This is a genomic window from Paraburkholderia dilworthii (assembly GCF_000472525.1).
Classification (GTDB): Bacteria; Pseudomonadota; Gammaproteobacteria; order Burkholderiales; family Burkholderiaceae; genus Paraburkholderia; species Paraburkholderia dilworthii.
Window position 1 is genome coordinate 15,435 of record NZ_AWZT01000049.1, and the last position, 20,238, is coordinate 35,672.

Below are 20,238 nucleotides of genomic sequence, written 5' to 3' on the forward strand. Positions count from 1 at the left end.
AGTGTGAGCGGCGGGTTCGTCCCGCCGCTTGCTCGACCGTTGACCCCAGAAGGATTGAATATGAGCTGGCTCGATAAGCTGCTGCCGCCGAAAATCAAACAAACCGACCCGAAGAGCCGCAAGGGGATTCCGGAAGGCTTGTGGATCAAGTGTCCGTCATGCGAAGCCGTGCTGTACCGCAATGACGTCGAGGCCAATCTGCACGTTTGCCCGAAGTGCGATCATCACATGCGTATCGGCGCGCGTGAGCGGTTGGACGGCCTGCTCGATCCGGAAGGCCGCTATGAAATCGGCCAGGAAATCGTTCCGGTTGACGCTCTCAAGTTCAAAGACAGCCGCAAGTACCCGGACCGCCTGAAAGAGGCAATGGACGATACCGACGAAACCGATGCGATGGTCGTCATGGGCGGCGCGATTCACACGTTGCCGGTGGTCGTGGCCTGCTTCGAATTTTCGTTCATGGGCGGCTCGATGGGCTCGGTGGTCGGCGAGCGCTTTGCCCGTGGTGCGCAAAACGCGCTCGAGCAAAAGGTGCCGTTTATCTGCTTCACCGCTTCTGGAGGCGCGCGGATGCAGGAAAGCCTGCTCTCGCTGATGCAAATGGCGAAAACCACTGCGATGCTGACGAAGCTCGCCGAGGCCAAACTACCGTTTATCTCCGTGCTGACCGATCCGACGATGGGCGGCGTGTCCGCGAGTTTCGCGTTCCTCGGCGATGTCGTGATCGCAGAACCGAAGGCGCTGATCGGCTTTGCCGGCCCGCGCGTGATCGAACAGACCGTGCGTGAAAAGCTACCGGAAGGCTTTCAGCGAGCCGAGTTCCTGCTGACGAAGGGCGCGATCGACATGATCGTGGACCGTCGCAAGCTGCGCCAAGAACTTGCTCAATTGATGGCGCTGTTGAGCCACCAGCCGGCTGACGCAGTAGCCTGAGCCGACTGCGCACAACTGTCGGGGCGCGCTTTGCCCGTGCAGCGCGTCGAGCGGCATCCGGGGGACAGCAAAATCAACGCGCCGCGTGAGCAATCAAGCGGCGCGTTGTCATTTCCGGGATAATCACGGTCTCACATACTGCGCGACGCGCCGGCCGGCCTGCGCATATTTACCACACCGCTCAACGATTCTCTCGCGATTCACCCGATGACCACATTCCCCACCCTCGACGCGTGGCTCACGCACCTTGAATCCGCGCATCCGGTCGGCATCGACATGGGTCTGGCGCGTATCAGTCAGGTGCGCGACGCGATGCAGCTGTCGTTCGCGTGCCCGGTCATCACGGTTGGCGGGACGAACGGCAAAGGCTCGACGTGCGCGATTCTCGAATCGATCCTGCTGCGGGCCGGTTTTACCGTGGGTTGTCATACTTCGCCGCATTTGCAGTCGTTTAACGAGCGCGCGCGGATAAACGGCCAGATGGCGAGCGACGCCGATCTGCTGTCGCATTTCGAGAAGGTCGAAACCGCACGGGTGAGCCTGGCTGAGCCCGTCTCGCTGACTTATTTCGAATTCACGACGCTGGCGATCATGAGCCTGTTCGCGTCGCGTGAACTGGACGCGGTGATTTTCGAAGTCGGCTTGGGAGGCCGCCTCGACGCCGTGAATATTCTCGATACCGATTGCGCGATCGTCACCAGTATCGACATCGACCACACCGAATATCTCGGCGATACGCGCGACAAAATCGCGCTTGAGAAGGCCGGTATTTTCCGAGCCGGCAAGCCGGCGATCTGCGCGGACCCGGTGCCCCCGCAAACGCTGATCGACCATGCGGAGCAGATCGGCGCCGAACTGTGGCTATTTGGCCGCGATTTCCGCTATGAAGGCCAGGCGGGCAGCGAGCGCCAGCAATGGAGCTACGTCGGCCCGACGATGCGCCGGTCGGCTCTCGCCTATCCTGCGTTGCGCGGCGCGAACCAGTTGATCAATACGTCCGCCGCGCTGGCCGGTCTCGAAGCACTGCGCGACCGTCTGCCGGTTTCGGCTCAGGACATCCGGCTCGGCCTCGCAAACGTCGAATTGCCCGGACGCTTCCAGGTTCTGCCGGGTAAACCGGCAATCGTGCTGGACGTCGGCCACAATCCGCATGCGGCCGCCGTGCTGAGCCAGAACCTGGGCAATATGGGCTTTTTCCCGTACACCTACGGTGTGCTCGGCATGATGGGCGATAAGGACATTGCCGGCGTCCTGGCCCATCTGAAGGGCGAGATCGATCACTGGTGCGTGACCGATCTGCCGACGCCGCGCGCCGCATCGGCGGAAGAACTGGAAGCCGCCTTGCGCGAGCAGGGCGTAGGCGACAGCGCCGACAGCACGGTGACGCGCTACGCCACGCCCGCCGACGCATACCAAGATGCGCTAAAACGGGCGTCAGAGAATGATAGAATCGTGGTTTTCGGCAGTTTCTATACGGTAGCAGGCGTCATGGCCTACCGTAAATCGCAGCAACACTGAACGGGCGCCACGCTCGAACCAAGCGATTCATGGGAATTTTCTCGTTCGGCAAGAAAGACGACGCGCCCAATCGGCGCGGCGCAAACACCAGTTCCACCCGGGCTGCCCGTAGCGAGCGCGTGGAGCGGCGGACCCGCCGCACGGAACGCACCGTCGATGCCGATGCAATGCTGCTCGACCCCACGTTGCCGGAAAAGCAGCGCGCGCGGCGTCGGCTGGTTGGTGCAATCGCAATGGTCGTGGCAGCGGTGGTTGTGCTGCCTATGGTGCTGGACTCGCACCCGAAGCCTGTTACCGACGACATCTCCATCGACATTCCGAGCCGCCCCGCGCCGAAGCTTACGCGGCGCGACGAAGACACTCAGGCCGGCGTAGCGCCGGATAATCCGGCGCCTGATGCAGCGCTTGCGGCTTCGGGTCTTGCGCCCAGCACCACGGCGGCACAAAGCCAGTCAGGGGGCGCAAAGAAGAGCGCAACACAGGATTCGAAGCAGGCAGAGGCGAACGCGAACCCAACGCCCGCCACCAGGTCGGCTGCGAACACCGCGCCAGCCACGGCGCCAGCGCCTGCGGATAATTCGGTCACCAAGCCGGCAAACAAGCCGCCTACCAATGCGGCCAATAAGCCGGCGCGCGGTAATGCGGCCGCCACGGCGCCTCGCGTCGACGAAACCGGCACGACGACGGCTAGTGCGGACGCGAATTCCGGCACGCCGGCCTCGCCGCCTGGCAGCCGTTTTGCCGTCCAGCTTGGCGCTTTTGCAAACGAAATGAATGCGCGCAACTGGGCGACCAAGTTGAAAGCGGCCGGCGTGCCCGCATATACCGAACATCGGAAGCAGGCCGACGGCACGACGCTCACGCTTTTGCGCGCCGGTCCATTCGCGGACCGGGCAGCGGCAAGCGCCGCAATCGCAAAGGTGCGCGAGGCCGGCTTGGGGTCGGGCGCGAACAACGGCGCTGCACAGTAAGCGAGCGATGTTCACTGCCTTCGACTACGCTGTAATGGCGGTGATCGGTTTGTCGGCCTTGCGCGGCACATGGCGCGGGTTTTTGTCCGAGGTGTTCGGGCTCATCGGCTGGATTGCGGCGTTTTTCATTGCTTGCCGCTTCGTCGGTTATGTCGTGCCGTACATCCCGTCCACGTGGCCGGGCGGCGCGTTGACCCAGTGGCTGCTGGCCTTCGCGTTGGTGGCGATCGGTGTGGTGCTGGTGGCGAGCGTGCTAAACGCGCTGCTGTCCCGCATCGTGCAGGCTACCGGCCTGAGCGGCGTGGACCGCTCGCTCGGTTTGATGTTCGGCCTCGTGCGCGGGGTCGTTCTGGTGCTGATTCTGGTCGCCCTTGCAGGCTTGACCGAACTGCCCCAACAGGAATTCTGGCGCAACGCCTTGCTGCGGCCATATGCGGTAGAGGGCGTGCACGTAATGAAACCGCTGCTTCCGGAAACGCTCGCTGCCTACGTCCGCGTGTGACGATCAGATGAGTGTCTAAGGAACGCTGCAGAACTCCGGCTCAAACCGGCTGCCTCTACATCATGTCGCGAACCCGTCGCGTCATATCGTGCGCTCGCGAGGCACCGGCCGCTCTGACGAATTTCGTACCTTTGAAGGACATGCCATGTGCGGCATCGTAGGCGTAGTTTCCCATTCTCCGGTCAACCAGCTGATCTATGACAGCCTGCTGCTTCTGCAGCACCGCGGTCAGGACGCCGCCGGCATCGCCACGGCGAACGGCAGCAATTTCCACATGCACAAGGCCAACGGCATGGTGCGCGACGTGTTCCGCACGCGCAACATGCGCAGCCTGCCGGGCACTACCGGCATCGGCCAGGTGCGTTACCCGACCGCCGGCTCGGCGTCGAGCGAAGAAGAAGCCCAGCCGTTCTACGTGAACGCGCCGTTCGGCATCATCCTCGCGCACAACGGCAATCTGACCAACTGGCAGCAGCTGAAAGATGAGATGTTCCGCATCGATCGCCGCCACATCAACACGAATTCCGACACCGAAGTGATGCTCAACGTGCTCGCGCACGAATTGCAGCTTTCGAGCTCGGGCCTGCAACTCGATCCGGCCGCGCTGTTCAAGGCTGTGTCGGGCGTGCATCGGCGGGTGCGGGGTTCGTATGCGATCGTTTCGCTGATCGCCGGTTACGGCCTGTTGGCTTTCCGTGACCCGTTCGGCATTCGTCCGCTTTGCCTCGGCAAGCAGGAAACGGCGGAAGGCGTCGAGTGGATTCTGGCGTCGGAGTCGGTGGCGATCGAAGGTATCGGCTTTGAATTCGTGCGCGATGTGGCGCCGGGCGAAGCGGTGTTCATCGACCTCGACGGCAACTTGCACTCGCAGCAATGCGCGACGAACCCGAGCCTGAACCCGTGCATTTTCGAGCTCGTGTATCTGGCGCGCCCGGATTCCGTGCTCGACGGCGTGCCGGTCTACAACGTGCGCCTGCGCATGGGCGACTACCTCGCCGAGAAGATCAAGCGCGAATTGCCCGATGTCGCGATCGACGTCGTCATGCCGATTCCCGATTCGTCCCGTCCGGCCGCGATGCAAGTGGCGAAGAAGCTGGGCGTCGAGTATCGCGAGGGCTTCTTCAAGAACCGTTATGTCGGCCGCACGTTCATCATGCCGGGCCAGGCGGTGCGCAAGAAATCGGTGCGCCAGAAGCTGAACGCAATGGGCATCGAGTTCAAGGGCAAGAACGTGTTGATCGTCGACGACTCGATCGTTCGCGGCACCACCTCTCACGAAATCGTGCAGATGGCGCGCGATGCCGGCGCGAACAAGGTGATCTTCGCTTCGGCCGCGCCGCCGGTGAAGTTCCCGAACGTCTACGGTATCGACATGCCGACGCGCGGCGAGTTGGTCGCTCATGGCCGCTCGGACGAAGAAGTGGCGCGCATGATCGGCGCGGACCATCTCGTCTATCAGGACGTCGATGCGCTCAAGCAAGCCGTGCGCGACATCAACCCGGCGCTGAAGGAGTTCGAGGCGTCGTGTTTCGACGGCAACTACGTGACCGGCGACGTGACGACCGAGTACCTTGATCGCATCGAAACGGCGCGTCTTGCACCGTCGTCGCAATCGGATCGCGACGCTGCGAGCGAAGCGATCGACGGCGGCGGCCCGGCGCGCTCGCAACTGCACTTGCAGTTGTCGGTGGGCTGACTTCGGACCGAGCGTTCTCGGCATGGCGCGCCTCGCTGCACGCCGCGCCGCGAGCGTGTTAGCATGGCAGCTTGCGTCGATTTGATCTCAGCTTGCGGACGCGGGGCAACCCGAAACAGCTAAAGCGAATGGTGGACAAGCCGCAACCATCCGCCTCCGCTCCAGCTTTTCCCCGCACATGAAGCCCGCTTGTACCGACGCAAAAAGCGCCGGCGCAAAAGCGGGCTTTTTTGTAGCTGCCGTTCGCCTACGCGGTCTCGTTGCACACAAGCCGCACCGAACGCAGTCACGGAACATTGGAAACCACAACGAACATGGACGACTCCCTGAACTTCGATACGCTGGCAGTCCGCTCGGGCACAGTGCGCAGCGACTTCAACGAGCATTCGGAAGCGATTTTCCTGACCTCGAGCTTCGTCTTCGCGAGTGCCGCGGATGCCGCCGAGCGCTTCAAGAATTCCGAGGACTATTACACGTACTCGCGCTTCACCAACCCGACCGTCTCCATGTTCCAAGACCGCCTCGCCGCGCTAGAAGGCGGCGAAGCGTGCATGGCGACTGCCTCGGGAATGGCCGCGATCATGTCGGTGGTGATGTCCACGCTGCAAGCGGGCGACCATCTGGTCAGCTCGCAGGCGCTGTTCGGTTCGACGCTCGGCATGTTCTCGCAGATTTTCAGCAAATTCGGTATTACGACCACGTTTGTCGATCCGACGAATCTGGACGCGTGGAAAGACGCCGTGCGTCCGGAGACGAAGATGTTCTTCCTCGAAACGCCTTCGAATCCGCTGACCGAGATCGCCGACATCGAAGCAATCAGCAAGATCGCCAAAGCCGCGAATGCGCTGTTCGTTGTCGACAACTGTTTCTGTAGCCCGGCGTTGCAGCAGCCGTTGAAGCTCGGTGCCGACGTCGTCATGCATTCGGCCACCAAGTTCCTAGACGGCCAGGGCCGTGTGCTGGGCGGCGCGCTGGTCGGCACGAAGAAGTTCATCATGGAGAAGGTATTTCCGTTCGTACGCAGCACCGGGCCGACGCTCTCAGCGTTCAACGCATGGGTGCTGCTCAAGGGCATGGAAACGCTGTCGCTGCGCGTCGAAAAGCAATCGGCGAATGCGCTCGAAATCGCACGCTGGCTCGATAAGCATCCGGCTGTGAATCGCGTGTTCTACCCGGGCCTCGAATCGCATCCGCAGCACGCGCTGGCCATGCGCCAGCAGAAGGCCGGCGGCGCGATCGTCTCGTTCGAGTTGACGGGCGACACGCCCGAGCAGATGCGTGCGAACGCATGGCGCGTGATCGACAGCACGAAGATCTGCTCGATCACCGGCAACCTCGGCGACACGCGTACCACCATCACGCATCCGGCGACGACTACGCATGGCCGCGTGACGCCCGAAGCGCGCGCTGCCGCAGGCATCACGGAAGGCTTGATTCGTCTCGCCGTGGGATTGGAGAACGCAGCGGATATCCGCGCAGATCTGGAGCGCGGTCTGGCAGGCTGAGTTCCGGTTATCGGAAAACGTGAGTACGCGGCGCGCTGAGTTTGCCAGTCAGCGCGCCTTTTTATGACGCGATGCCGGCGGTTACCGCGTCATTGCGTCAAGGCTTAATGCCGCAAGCCGCGCCACTGACCGGGCGCGAGCCCAAACCGCCGCGTGAACGCGTGCGTATAGGCGCTCTGATCGCCGAAGCCGACGTCCAACGCAATGTCAGTCAGCGAGAGCCGTGGATCGGCGAGCAGCGTGAGCGACGTATCGAGCCGCAGCCGCTGCAAATAGCGATGCGGCGTTTCGCCGAATGCTTCGATAAAAAGTTGATGAAAGCGCCGCATGCCGAAGCCGCAATGCGCGGCGAGATCGGCGATGCGCAACGGCTCTGCTAGATGCGCGCGCAGCCAGCGGTCGATTCGCGCAAAGTCGAGGCCGGCGGCCGGGGCTTCGGTGCCTTTGATGGCCGCACTCGCCACCAGTGCCGCGCCTAGGCGTGCGGCCGCGTCCCAATGGAAACGACGGGCGCCGAAGTCGTCCGCCGGCGCACCCTCCGCGGCGTGCGACGCAATGCGCTGAATGAGCTCAGTGAGCGGCGCATCGACGGTAACGGCCCGCGCACGGTCGAATAGACGCTCGGGCACAGCGAGCGTCGTAGCCGGAAGATCCAGCACCACTTGCCGGTTTTCGCCGAGACCCGCGTAATCGTGCCGCGCGCCTGCGGGAATGAGCCAGGCGCAGCGCGCGTCGATTTGTTGCTCCACACCGTCCACCGCCATCATCATCGCACCGTGGAGTCCGAGCACGACCTGGTGAAAGTCGTGTACGTCCGACGCTTGAGCCGCTTCGAAGCGGCGCAGCGAAACGCCAGGTGCGGTCACGGCGGCGTGCGTCATCGGAAATGCGCAATGGCGGTCAGCAAAGGACGAGTTTAAACGCCGAGCAATTCGACTTCGAACACGAGCGTCGCATTCGGCGGAATCACGCCGCCCGCGCCGCGCACGCCGTAGCCGAGTTGCGGCGGAATGGTCAGCTTGCGCGTGCCGCCGACCTTCATGCCTTGCACGCCTTCGTCCCAGCCCTTGATGACCATGCCGCCGCCGAGCACGAACGCGAACGGGTCGTTGCGGTCCTTACTCGAGTCGAACTTCTGACCGTCGGTCAGCCAGCCGGTGTAATGCACGCTGACGGTCTTGCCCGCAACCGCTTCCGCGCCCGTTCCTTCAACGATGTCTTCATACTTCAAGCCGGATTCGGTAGTCACAGTCGACATGTGTCGCTCCTCAGTTCAAAAACGTAAAACCGACATTGTAGGCGCGTTGGCGCGGTGCGGTCGAACAATGGGGCGTGGCACGCCGATTGCGTCCTGACCGGCCATCCGGCCAGGCTGGTGGCGCCCGGCAGCATGCCTATAATGGGGCTTTCCTAATCATCATGCATTGCCAGAGAGGTCGATCGTGACAACGTCTTCAACCGGAACCGCTGGCGCACAACCAGTGACTTCCGGCCTCGCCGTATCCGAACGCACCGCGCATCTGCGCGCCGAATCCGCGCTTTTCATGCGCGACCACGTGCTTTCGCTGGTGTCGCACGATCTGCGCGGTCCGTTGAACGCCATCCATAGCTGGGCTTACGTGCTCGAGCGCAAGCTCGACGCCAACGATCCCAATTCGCAGCGCGCGGTTACCGGCATTCGTAACGGCGTGGATCAACAGGTCAAGCTGCTCGAGACGGTCGTCGACGCCACGCGCGCCGAAACCAAATCGCTCGCGCTCGCCTATGCGCCGTTCCCGCTGCATCCGCTACTCGACGAAACCGCCGAAGAGGTACGCTCCGGACTCGCGCGTACGCGAGGCGTGGAGATCGCCATCGAGTCGCAGCTCGCCACGGAGCAACTGAATGGAGATCGTGAGCGTCTGGCCGCTGCGCTGTGGCTGATGGCGACGTTTGCGGTCGAATCCAGCGCGCAAGGTGGCACTGTCACGCTTGCATCGCGTGCGGACGCAACCAGCTGGCATGCGACGGTCACGTATCAGGCGAGCGCCGCACTGGGCGATCCGTCACTGCCCCACGTGCTCGAAGCATTCGCGCGAAAACAGGCTCGCGAACCGCGCGAAGCGAATCGCATCGCGTGGGTACTCGCGCTGTGCAAACGTGTTGCCGAAGCGCATGGCGGCAGCTTCGAGCAACATGACGCGACCGAAAGCGCCCCGGCCACGCTCGCACTGCGCGTTCCGTTGAGCGCCACGTCAGCCCGATGAGCGGCCACTCCTGGAACGCGCCCTCCGCGATTAACTTTTCGGCGAGCTTTCACCCTCTATACTGACAACTTTTGTTGCCGGAGCCCTCCGCTTTGATCCAGGTTGTCGCCCTTATCGGTGCATTGCTTCTCGTCGCCCTGAACGGTTTCTTTGTTGCCGCTGAATTCGGCCTGGTCAAGTTACGGCAGACGCGCGTGCAGAGTCTCGCCGAAAGGCACGGCATGCGCGGACGTCTGCTTGCCAAGGTGCATGGCCGCCTCGACGCTTATCTGTCCGCGTGTCAGCTCGGCATTACGCTTGCGTCGCTTGGGCTAGGCTGGATCGGCGAGCCTGCGTTTGCTGAGCTCCTCACGCCGCTCTTCAGCCTCGCTGGCGTGGAATCCGAGAAGCTGATTCACGGCATTTCGCTGTTCTTCGCGTTCTCGTGCATCTCGTTTCTGCATATCGTGGTGGGGGAACTTGCGCCGAAGTCGCTGGCGATTCGCGAAGCCGAGAAAGTTTCGATGTGGGCCGCCACGCCGCTATACGGCTTTTACTGGGCGATGTATCCGGCCATCTGGGTGCTCAACACGAGCGCGAATGCGGTGCTGAAGCTCGCCGGCCTGAACGCCGACCATGCGCACGACTCGCATTACTCAACCGACGAGCTCAAACTCATTCTGCGCAGCCGCCGCACGAACGTTGCCTCGGAACGCGGCGCACCGGAAGACGCGTATAGCCAGGACGAGTGGAACACCATCGCGCATTCGCTGGATTTTTCGCGCATGACCGTGTCGGATTTAATGCGCCCGGCCTATGAAATGATTGGCTTGCGCGTCGATTTGCCGTTGCGGGAGAACATGCAGGTGGTCGCGCGGCATCGCTTCAGCCGTTATCCGCTGTTCGAGGATGCATCCGGCGAGCGCGTGGCCGGCATGATCCATTTAAAGGATCTGCTGCTGGCGCGCCACGCGGGCAGTACGCTCGACGATCTCTCGCAGTACGCGCGCCCCGTTCAATACGTGAAGCCGGAAATGCCCGCGCTCGAACTGTTTCGCCGCTTTCGCAAGGGCGCGCCGCATTTTGCGCTGGTCGGCCACAAGAACTCGAAGCCGATTGGTTTTCTCACGCTCGACAATCTGCTTGGTGCGCTGGTCGGCCAGATTCATGACGAATTCCGCCAGGGCGACGCCGACTGGACGCGCATGGACGACGGCACGTTGATGGGCAAGGGCAGCTTGCCGGTGGTGTCGCTGGAGCGCGCGTTGGGAATCGACATCGACGAGGGCAAGGCCGAATCGGTTGGCGGCATCGTAATCCAGGCGCTCAACGATCTGCCCGCAGAAGGGCAGCGCGTCGAATTCGATCGCTTCGACGTGGTGGTCAAGAAGATGAAAGGCCCGCGCATCGTGCTCGTGCGCGTGTATCCAAAGGTTTTCGACGACGAAGGCGGTTAGAGCCTCACGGCTGCAACGCCTTCGTTCCAATCGGACAAGCCGGGAAAGAAGCTGCCATCAACTGCGCGGCACGCCATCTTCGACCAGCACTGCAATCGGCATGGCCGCGAGTGCGTCGCGCAAGCACAGCAAGCCGTTCTCATCGACCTTCGGCGCAGCCGGACTCAACCAGTCGAACAAGGCTCGCGCGGATAGATCGGCCGGCATCTCGACAGCCGTGTCTTGCCATTTCTCGGGATCGACCATCGGTAGATCGCCTTCCTCGCCGAGCAGTCCGGCCGCGAGCCGGCTCGCTACAACGACGGCCCACGCATTGCCATGCCGCCGCGCGAACGCAACGACATTCGATGCATGCGCGCCGCGCACGGTCAGTGGAAGATACGTGCCCTGGCTCAGCAGCTCCGGCAAATGCGCACGCAATGCGAGCACTCGCTGCACGACCGCAAGCTTCACGCGGCCATTGCGCCACGTCGATAGAAATTCCGATGGCGGCGCTTGTGCGAGCCACGTTGCACGCTGCTCGAAATCGACGGGCCGGCGATTGTCCGGATCGACGAGACTGAAGTCCCACAACTCGGTGCCTTGATAAAGATCGGGAATCCCAGGCGATGCGAGCCGCAAGACAGTCTGCTGCAAACTGTTGAGCGCGCCGGCGCGCGAAATCCGTCCGACGAACGCGGCCAACTCCTTGAGGAAGCCGTCGCGCCGCTGCGGCGCCAGAATATCGAATAGAAAGTCGCGGCAACCGGCTTCATACGCTTCGTCGGGCGCGAACCAGTTGGTTTGCAGCTTGGCTTCGCGCAGCGCTTTCAATTGCCATTGCGCGACGCGCTCGGCCAATGCTTTTACGCCCGCGTCGTCGTCGGGCTTCAGTTCCGGCGGCCAGCAACCAACGAGCGTCTGATACAGCATCGCTTCAGCGGCAGGGCCGGGCGCCCAGTCGTAGCTCGTGTCCTGGCCGACGCTGCTGACCGGTTTGCCGTCGAGCGAACGGCGCTGCGGCGCGTTCAGCGTCGACCAGGCGCGCAAGGTCGCGCTCCATTCGTGTGCGATTTCGCTGAGCACCGCGAGTCGCGCGCGCACGTCCTCGCCGCGCTTGTGATCGTGCGTGGCGGTNGTGAGCATGGCGTGGGGAAAGCGCTGCGAGCGCTCGACATTGCCCGCATGGAACTGCTCGACCGATAACGCGAATTCGCCCGCGTCCGCGCCCACTTCGTTGCGCGACAGCAACCGGCCATAGCGATAGCATGCGGTGTCCTCGACGGCCTTCGCTGCGACCGGCGCGGTCAACTGCGAGAACAACGTCTGCGCGGTGCGCCGGGCCGAACCGGCGTGGTTCGGCGGTGCGCCGTTCTGCCCTTGCTGCGGCTGCGCCTGACGCCCGGCGGGGGCTTCATCCACGCTGCCGCCAAGCCATGCGTTGACGCGCTCGAGCACGCCATGATCGGCGCGCGAAAGCGCCGCGCGTGCGCCGGCCAGCGCCTGCTCGAAGAACACATTGTCGGCGGCGCTGCGCAGACCGTTCTGCGGATAGATGCGGTACACCGGAAAATGCACGACCAGTTCAGTCAGCACGCGGCGCAATGTGGTGAAGGTGTAATCGCGCGTGGCGAGCGAGTCGCGTGCAATGCGATGCAGCGCCCGCGCCGCGCGGTCCAGTTCCGCCGACAGATTCTCCGCAAGAATCTTGCGTCGCGCGACGAGTGCTTCGTCCGCGAAACTCGCACTGCGGCCCGTGAGTTCGGTCCACGCCTGTGCAAGCGGCGCCGCGCCTGCCGGGTCGTGCAGCAACGCGCCCACGTCGTTCATGAAATCGTAGCCGGTGGTGCCGTCCACTGGCCAGTCGTCGCGCAGCGGTTCACCGCGCGCCAGAATCTTTTCGACGACCACATACGGCGTGGTGTCGCGCAACTCTGTTAGACGTTGCCGCAGCCGCTGACAGTATTCGCGCGGCTCCGCGAGTCCATCCACGTGATCGATCCGTAGGCCGTCGATCAGCCCTTCCTGATACAGACGAAAGACGAGCGCATGCGTGGCCTCGAACACTTCGGGCCGTTCGGCGCGCACGGCGGCGAGCGTCGAGATATCGAAAAAGCGTCTCCAGTTCACTTCATCGGCAGCGGTGCGCCACCACGCGAGACGGAAGTGCTGACGCTCGAGCAGCCGATGCAAGCGATCGCGCGTGAGCGGGTCTTCGGGTGAGTACGTCTGGATAGCGAACTCGATTGCCGATTCGCCGTTTTGCGCGACGAACTCACGCAGCATCTCGCGGCCTTCGGCGGCGCGCGGCTGATCGGCGGGCTGCGTCGTCAGTCCCTGAAAGCGCTCGGCGAGCGCGCTAAGATCGGCGCGGTCGGCGCTTTGCAGGATCGACGCATAATCAATCGGGCATACGGGAAACACGTGCGGCCCGTAGCCGACATAGAAGCGCCCGCTGTCCGCCGCGAAGTGCAACGCGATGCGGCCCGACGCGAGCTCTTCGCCATATGGCGCGCCGAGCGTCGGCAGCAGCACCTTGCCGCGCAAAGCCGGATCGGGCGAATGCCAGTCGACATCGAAGTGACGCGCATAGGCGCTATGGCGCCCCCATTCGAGGATATCGAGCCACCACGCGTTGCTCGAACCGCCGACGCCCATATGGTTCGGCACCATGTCGACGATCAGCCCCATGTCATGCGCGTGCAGTTTCTCGACGAGGCGCTTCAAGCCCGCCTCGCCGCCGCATTCGGCGCTGACCTGGGTGTAATCGACGGTGTCGTAGCCGTGCATCGAGCCGGGCTCGGCGGTGGTGATGGGCGACGCGTACACGTGGCTGATGCCGAGCGCCGCGAAATAGTCGACGTGCTTTGCGGCATCGTCGAAGGTAAAGCCCCGGTGGAACTGGAGGCGAAGGGTGGAGCGCGGGACGGTCATGGCGTATCAGGCCCCGAAGAGGTGTTGGCTGATGGAGTGGAAACGCTCGCGGCGCTGCGTGCCCGGTCGACGGCGAGCAGGCGGTCGGAGAAATCGTCCTCGAGAAACATTTCGTCGACGGACACGTTCACGCGGCGGCGCCAGTTCGGATGCTCGTCGATCGAGCCCGGCAAATTCGGCTGCTCGCTCTGCCCAAGCAGGTCTTCCAGCGGGAACGTAACGAGCGGACCGGGCGTTGCCGCGACAAATGCGAGAGCTTCATCGACGGGCGGGCTTTCGGGCGGCGGCGCTTCGACGTCGGGCGCGGCCACGCCGGCTTGCTGGAACGCGCGCCACAATTGCGCGCGGTCGCTCGCGCGCTGTTCCTGCGCGGCTTCTTCGGGATCGCGGCCATCGGCGCGCGCCGTCGTCTGCCCGATCCTGTTGCGCCACGTGATGTCGCTGCCGAGCCACCAGCCTGCAACCGTCGGCAGATCGTGCGTGGTCGTGGTGCCGACCGCATTGCGGTCCCACGCCTGCGGCGGCTTGAAGCCGGTGCCGTCCTCGTCATGTTCGAACCACAACACGCGAATGCCTGCAATGCCGTGGTCGTCGAGCCGCTCGCGGAAACCGGGCGGCACGGTCCCGAGATCCTCGCCGATCACGATTGCGCAATGCCGCCACGATTCGAGCGCGATCAACCGCAGCAGATCTTCGAGCGGATAGCGCAGATACGCGCCGTTGCGCGCGCTCTCGCCTTCGGGCACGAGCCACAGACGCCGCAATCCGAGAATATGGTCGATGCGAATGCCGCCCGCGTGCGCGAAGGCGGCGCGCAGCATGTCGATGAAAGCGGAGAAGCCCTGCGTGCGCATCGCGCGCGGCGAAAAGGTGGTGAGGCTCCAACTTTGACCGGCCTGGTTGAACAGGTCGGGCGGCGCGCCCACGGACACGCCCTGCAGCATGTCGTCGCGATAGGACCATGCGTGACTGCCGGCGCTATCGCACCCAACCGCCAGGTCGGCGATCAGGCCGACGGCCATGCCGGCTTCGCGCGCCGCGTGCTGCGCGTGCGACAACCCCTTGGCCGCAAGCCATTGCAGGAACAGATGAAAGTCGACCTCATGGCGATTCGCTTCGGCGAACGCATCGACTTCGGGACTGCGCGGATCACGCAACGCCTCGGGCCAGTTGCGCCAATGACCGTTGCCGCCTTGCGCGAGTTGCGCTGCCTGTATCGCTTCGAAACGCGCGTGGTCTTCGAGCGCACGCCCCGCGCGTTCGCAGAAGCCGTGAAATTCCAGCACGCGCGGTGTGTCCTGCGTGCCGCCGTGCGCGCGTTCCTGCGTGCAGAAATTTTCGAACAGCGCGCGCAGGACCTTCAGTTTCAGCACGACCGCATTGGGCCAGTCGATCAACGGCAACGCTTCGAGTTGCGACCACGCATCGGCGGCGTGCGCGGACTCTATCGCTGCGCGCGCGGCCTCCGTGCCGAACACCGCAGCCGGATCGATATGCGTAACGTTCAACCACAAACGGGAAGACGGGGAATACGGACTGAAACGATTCGGCTCCGCGCTGAACATGGCGTGCGTGGGGCTAACGGCAAGCGCATGCGCGCCGCGTTTCGCGCTTTCGGCGGCGATTCGCGCAAGCGCCGAATAATCGCCGATGCCGCCATCGCCTGGGCGCCGCAAACCATACAACTGCGCGGCGATGCCCCACAACGGCGGTGGCTGTGCGTCGTCGCCATCGTCGTTGTGCAAGGTGCGCCATGCGTCGGCGACCGTATAGCAGCGCGACGGCGCCACGGCGAGCGTCATGCGCTGGTCGTGAAGCACGAGCGTGTGATAGCCGGCTTCGTCGACGGGCGCGAGCAAGGCCTGCTCCCCTTTAGGCGCGGTAAAACGTCCGTCGATGATGGAACCGCTTTCCAGCTCGATCCGGTAATGGCTGCCGGACTTCAGCGCCGTGGCCGGTAATGCGATGCCGCGTCCGACTTCGGCAGTCATGAGCGGCGGCAGCTTGCGGCCCGACAGTTCGGCTTCCAGTGCCGCGGCGCTCTGGCGGATTTGCGTGGCATTGCCGCATGGCAACCCCATCCGTTCGAGCAGCACCGCGAGCGTGTTCTCGGGCACACGATGCACCTTGCGATGCGCGTCTTCCCACTCCACCTCGAAACCGGCGCGCGTCGCAAGCGTGGCAATCGTATCGTTAGGGCGTCGGGTACTCACGTGCGGCGCTCCTCTTTGTCGACAACGCGCGCATCGTGACCGATCGCGTAGTCGTTGATGTCGCCGGTCAGCCATGCAACGAACGCATTCGGCGGCAGCACTTTCGCGTCGATCTGTTCGCGCACGCGCGGCGGCGTTTCGAAAATGACCTTGCCGGCGGGCACGTCGTTGAACTGAACGCTTTGCTTCGACAAGTTCAGCGCCAACGACAGCGTCTCACCATCGCCGAGTTTCCAGCGCGCGATTAGCGCATTCGCGTCTGCGCCGTTCTCGCAGGCGAGCACCGTTGCGTCGAGCGCCTTGCCGTGTTTCAGTCGCGGCGTTATCAGTTTTGCGCGTACCGTCAGCGCGGATTTGTAGAAATGCATCCAGTCGAGCCGGTCTTTCGCTTCGTCGTCCTGCGCGGGTGCCGGCGCCGTCAGCGGCTCGGGCGGCGACGATGCGGCGAACGTCTTCACGTCGTTCGGATCGGGAATCTGCGCACGACGCTTTTCGTCGCTGAACGACGAGAAGCGCGCGAACTCGCGGCGCCGTCCTTCGCGCACGGCGTCGGCGAGATCGCCGGTGTAGTCGGTGAAGAACAGGAACGGCTGCGTGGAGCCGTATTCCTCGTCCATGAACAGCAGCGGAATCTGCGGCGACAGCAGCAGTAAGCCCGTGGCGGCGCGCAATGCGTCGTCCGAGGTCAGTTGGCGCAGGCGCTCGCCGAATGCGCGATTACCGATCTGATCGTGGTTCTGCAGGAACATCACGAACGACGTGGCCGGCAAATGTCCGCTCGATTCGCCGCGCGGCGCGCCGTCATGAAGCGGCGACGGATCGCCTTGATACGCGAAGCCTTCGGACAGCACACGTGCCAAACGGCGAATCGGTTGATCCTCGTAGGCGTGGTAATAGCCTTCGGTCTCGCCGGTGAGCAGCACGTGCAGCGTGTTATGCGCATCGTCGTTCCATTGCGCGTTGAAGTGCGATTCGAGCAGACTCGCGCTGTTGTGCTCGTTTTCGAGCACGAGGTGCACATGGCGACCATGCTGCACGTGCGCGCGGATATGGTCCGAAAGCTCGCGCAGCCACGCGTGATTGTCGATGGCGTGCACCGCGTCGAAACGCAGGCCGTCAATGCGATATTCGTTGATCCAGTAGACGGCGTTATCCATGAAGAAGTCGCTGACTTCGCTGCGCTCGAAATCGATTGCCGGACCCCACGGCGTATGCGTGCCTTCGCGGAAAAACGAGCGCGCGTATTCGTGCAGATAGTTGCCGTCCGGCCCGAAGTGGTTATAGACCACGTCGAGAAACACCATCAGCCCGAGACCGTGCGCCGCGTCGATCAGCGCTTTCAGTTCTTCGGGGCGGCCATACGCGGAATCGGGCGCATACGGCAGCACGCCGTCATAGCCCCAATTGTGCTTGCCGGGAAAATCGTTCAACGGCATCAGTTCGATCGCGGTCACGCCGAGCGCGGCGAGCGCCGGCAGACGCTTTTGCACGCCCGCGTAGCCGCCCATTGCGCCGACGTGCAGTTCATACAACACTGTTTCTTCCCACGGCCGGCCGTGCCAGTCGGTATGTTCCCAACGATAGGCGCGCGGGTCGATCACTTCGCTCGGCCCGTGCACGTCTTGCGGCTGAAAACGCGACGCCGGATCGGGCACCGCGTTGCCGTCATCCAGCCGGAAGCGATACAGCGTGCCCGCGCCGCTATCGACGCTCGTTTCGAACCAGCCGTTTCCCGCGGGCGTCATTTCATGCGCACCCTGCGCGGGGCCGTTCTCGATTTCGACCTGAACGCTCTTGCACGAAGGCGCCCAGAAACGAAAGCGCGTGCGCGGGTTCGTCGCCTTGGGCCCGAGCAATTGCGCGCCGAACGGCAGGCAATGAGCGTAATGATGCGCGTGAGGATCGATTGGATTTTCTGACATGACTCTTCACCATTCGGTTTTGCTGTCGGATTGCCCACACGCCGTTCGGGCGTCGCTGCCGCGATCTACATGGTCGGCGACGCGTCGCTCGCGGGCGGATGCTCGCCGGGATCGGGCGGCAGCGCGGTCAACAGCCGGGGGCCATGCTGCGCGCCGGCTTTCCAGCCCGCTTGCCAGTCGGCCTCGCCGACCGGTTGCGCGGCGAGTATCACGAGGGCGTGCTCGGCCACTTCGATGTCCGACGCGGCGAGCCGGTGCGGTGCGCTTTCCGTATTCGCAGTGTCTAACAGCACGTGCCATTCCAGGTGTGGCGCAGGGGGCGCAAAGCGCAGCGTTTCTGCACTCGCGTTGAGCATCATCAACAATACTTCCGTTTCGCCATTCAGACCTGGGCCCGCGCGCCGCAATGTGAACGCACGTCCTTCCGGGTCTTCCCATGCTTCGATCGTAAGCGGATCGCCGTTCTGGTCGAACCAGCCGATGTCGAAAAGACCCGGCAATACTTCACGGTCGCCGAACAGAAAACGCGTTTCGCGCAACAGCGGATGCTGTTTGCGCAATGAGACCACGCGCGCCACGAAGTCCGTCATCTGGCGACCGTCCGGCGATTGCGCGGCCTCCCAGTCGATCCACGATATTTCGTTGTCCTGGCAGTACGCATTATTGTTGCCGTTCTGCGTGCGCAACGATTCGTCACCGGCGAGCATCATCGGCGTGCCGAGAGCGACGAGCAGCGTGGCGATCATCGAGCGCGCCACGCGTTTGCGCGTTTCGAGGATCGCGGGGTCGTCCGTCGGTCCTTCGACGCCCCAGTTGCTGCTGCAGTTCTCATTGTGGCCGTCGTGATTGCCTTCGCGATTCGCTTCGTTGTGCTTGTGCTCGTACGCGGTGATGTCGGCAAGCGTAAAACCGTCATGCGACGAGACGAAATTGATCGACGCCCACGGCTTTCTGAAACGCCGGTTGAAGAGATCGGCGGAACCGGTCAGCCGCGCGGCGAGATCCGGCCGCAGGCCCGCGTCGCCGCGCCAGAAACGCCGCACCGTATCGCGGAAACGGTCGTTCCATTCCCCGAAACCCGGCGGATGATTGCCGAGCTGATAGCCGCCCGGACCAATGTCCCACGGCTCGGAAATCAGCTTGCGTTGCGACAGAATCGGATCCTGGCGCAACGCGTCGAAGAAGCCCGAGCCGGGGTCGAAGCCATGCTGCTCACGTCCGAGCGTCACGCCGAGATCGAAACGGAAGCCGTCGATATTGAACGCTGTCGACCAGTAGCGCAGCGAATCCATCACCATTTGCAGCACACGCGGATGCGGCAGATTCACGGTGTTGCCGCAGCCCGTGTCGTTGATGTGGTGCCGTTCGTCGCCGGGAATCAGGCGGTAGTAGCTCGCGTTGTCGAGGCCGCGCCATGAGACGGTCGGGCCCATTTCGTTGCCTTCGCAGGTGTGGTTGTAGACCACGTCGAGAATCACTTCGATGCCCGCCGCGTGCAACTGGCGCACGGCAATGCGCATTTCGTCGAGCCGGTGCGTGCTCAGATACGATGGCTCGGGCGCGAAGAATGCCGCGGTGTTATAGCCCCAGTAATTGCGCAGGCCGCGCTCCACGAGGAAGCGGTCGTTGAGAAACGCGTGAACGGGCAACAATTCGACGGCGGTCACACCGAGCTTCAGCAAATGCTCGATAAATTCCGGCGACGACAGCGCGGCGAACGTGCCGCGTTCGTGTTGACGCAGATCGGCGCGCAGCATCGAGGCGCCGCGCACATGCGTTTCATAGATGACGGTTTCTCCCCACGGTACATTCGGGCGCTTGTCGTGCGACCAGTCGAACGCTTCGTCGATCACGACGCACTTCGGCATGGCGGGCGCGGAGTCGCGCCGGTCGATCGAAAGATCCGCGCGATTCGAATGCACGCGATAACCGAACAACGCATCCGACCAGCGAAACTGCCCGACGAGTTTGCGTGCGTACGGATCGAGCAGCAGCTTGTGAGGATTGAAGCGATGCCCATGCTGCGGCTGATACGGACCATGCGCGCGAAAGCCATAGGCGGTGCCCGGATGCGCGTTCGGCAGATAGCCGTGCCACACTTCGTCGGTGCATTCGGGTAGCGAGTAGCGCCTGATTTCCTTGCGGCCGGTAGGATCGAACAGGCAAAGCTCGATTTTCTGCGCGTTCGCCGAGAACACCGCAAAGTTGACGCCAAGACCGTCCCAACTGGCGCCGAGCGGATACGGCGAGCCGGGCAGAAGCCGGTCGGGCATTGCATGCGACATGGTTCCCCTTCCTTGTTCTGTTTTGATGAAACGCTATCGCGGATCTTCATGCAACGAGCGCGCGGCCCTTTCATCGCGCGGGCCGCGCGTTCGCCTTG

General features: G+C 63.4%; 14 protein-coding genes. 8 read left to right on the forward strand and 6 right to left on the reverse strand.

Going from position 1 to position 20,238, the window contains the following annotated elements; all coding sequences use genetic code 11:
• Nucleotides 1-60 precede the first annotated feature (60 nt).
• From accD to F759_RS0129465, 6 genes are all read left to right on the forward strand, one after another.
• Nucleotides 61-933: an acetyl-CoA carboxylase, carboxyltransferase subunit beta gene (gene accD, locus F759_RS0129440; protein ID WP_027803017.1), complete on the forward strand. Its 873-nt coding sequence runs from the start codon at nt 61-63 to the stop codon at nt 931-933.
• 207 nt (nt 934-1,140) lie between these two features.
• Nucleotides 1,141-2,451 carry a bifunctional tetrahydrofolate synthase/dihydrofolate synthase gene (gene folC, locus F759_RS0129445; RefSeq protein ID WP_027803018.1) on the forward strand — a complete coding sequence of 437 codons (1,311 nt, stop codon included), beginning with the start codon at nt 1,141-1,143 and terminating at the stop codon, nt 2,449-2,451.
• A gap of 29 nt (nt 2,452-2,480) precedes the next feature.
• Complete coding sequence (locus F759_RS0129450; protein WP_027803019.1) at nt 2,481-3,422, forward strand: SPOR domain-containing protein; 942 nt, start codon at nt 2,481-2,483, stop codon at nt 3,420-3,422.
• A gap of 7 nt (nt 3,423-3,429) precedes the next feature.
• Nucleotides 3,430-3,924, forward strand: coding sequence for a CvpA family protein (locus F759_RS0129455; RefSeq protein WP_013342048.1), 495 nt, complete (start codon nt 3,430-3,432; stop codon nt 3,922-3,924).
• Between the two features lie 145 nt (nt 3,925-4,069).
• Nucleotides 4,070-5,620: an amidophosphoribosyltransferase gene (gene purF / locus F759_RS0129460; protein ID WP_027803020.1), complete on the forward strand. Its 1,551-nt coding sequence runs from the start codon at nt 4,070-4,072 to the stop codon at nt 5,618-5,620.
• Nucleotides 5,621-5,934: 314 nt separating this feature from the next.
• A complete protein-coding gene (locus tag F759_RS0129465; RefSeq protein ID WP_027803021.1) occupies nt 5,935-7,125 on the forward strand; it encodes an O-succinylhomoserine sulfhydrylase in 1,191 nt (396 codons plus the stop codon).
• Nucleotides 7,126-7,229: 104 nt separating this feature from the next.
• Here the strand turns inward: F759_RS0129465 and F759_RS0129470 are convergent, their stop codons facing one another.
• On the reverse strand, nt 7,230-8,006 hold the full coding sequence (locus F759_RS0129470) for an AraC family transcriptional regulator (protein ID WP_027803022.1): 777 nt from the start codon (nt 8,004-8,006) through the stop codon (nt 7,230-7,232).
• Nucleotides 8,007-8,041: 35 nt separating this feature from the next.
• The gene (locus tag F759_RS0129475; RefSeq protein ID WP_027803023.1) at nt 8,042-8,383 is read right to left on the reverse strand and encodes an FKBP-type peptidyl-prolyl cis-trans isomerase; all 342 of its coding nucleotides are present in this window, start codon (nt 8,381-8,383) and stop codon (nt 8,042-8,044) included.
• Nucleotides 8,384-8,567: 184 nt separating this feature from the next.
• On the opposite strand from F759_RS0129475, the gene F759_RS0129480 reads away from it, so the two are divergent.
• Together F759_RS0129480 and F759_RS0129485 are read left to right on the forward strand one after the other, a co-directional pair.
• Nucleotides 8,568-9,371: a sensor histidine kinase gene (locus tag F759_RS0129480; protein ID WP_027803024.1), complete on the forward strand. Its 804-nt coding sequence runs from the start codon at nt 8,568-8,570 to the stop codon at nt 9,369-9,371.
• A 92-nt stretch (nt 9,372-9,463) separates the two neighbouring features.
• Complete coding sequence (locus F759_RS0129485; RefSeq protein ID WP_027803025.1) at nt 9,464-10,807, forward strand: hemolysin family protein; 1,344 nt, start codon at nt 9,464-9,466, stop codon at nt 10,805-10,807.
• 57 nt (nt 10,808-10,864) lie between these two features.
• Here F759_RS0129485 and treY read toward each other — a convergent pair whose 3' ends face one another.
• The 4 genes from treY to glgX all read right to left on the reverse strand — a co-directional run bounded on the left by treY (nt 10,865) and on the right by glgX (nt 20,140).
• Entirely contained in the window at nt 10,865-13,720 is a 2,856-nt protein-coding gene (gene treY / locus F759_RS0129490) for a malto-oligosyltrehalose synthase (RefSeq protein WP_027803026.1), read from the reverse strand.
• On the reverse strand, nt 13,717-15,933 hold the full coding sequence (gene malQ / locus F759_RS0129495) for a 4-alpha-glucanotransferase (protein ID WP_027803027.1): 2,217 nt from the start codon (nt 15,931-15,933) through the stop codon (nt 13,717-13,719). Before malQ ends, treY begins: the two co-directional genes overlap by 4 nt.
• Complete coding sequence (treZ, locus tag F759_RS0129500) at nt 15,930-17,855, reverse strand: malto-oligosyltrehalose trehalohydrolase (protein ID WP_027803028.1); 1,926 nt, start codon at nt 17,853-17,855, stop codon at nt 15,930-15,932. Before treZ ends, malQ begins: the two co-directional genes overlap by 4 nt.
• Nucleotides 17,856-17,920: 65 nt before the next feature.
• Complete coding sequence (gene glgX / locus F759_RS0129505) at nt 17,921-20,140, reverse strand: glycogen debranching protein GlgX (RefSeq protein WP_027803029.1); 2,220 nt, start codon at nt 20,138-20,140, stop codon at nt 17,921-17,923.
• Between the last annotated feature and the right edge of the window lie 98 nt (nt 20,141-20,238).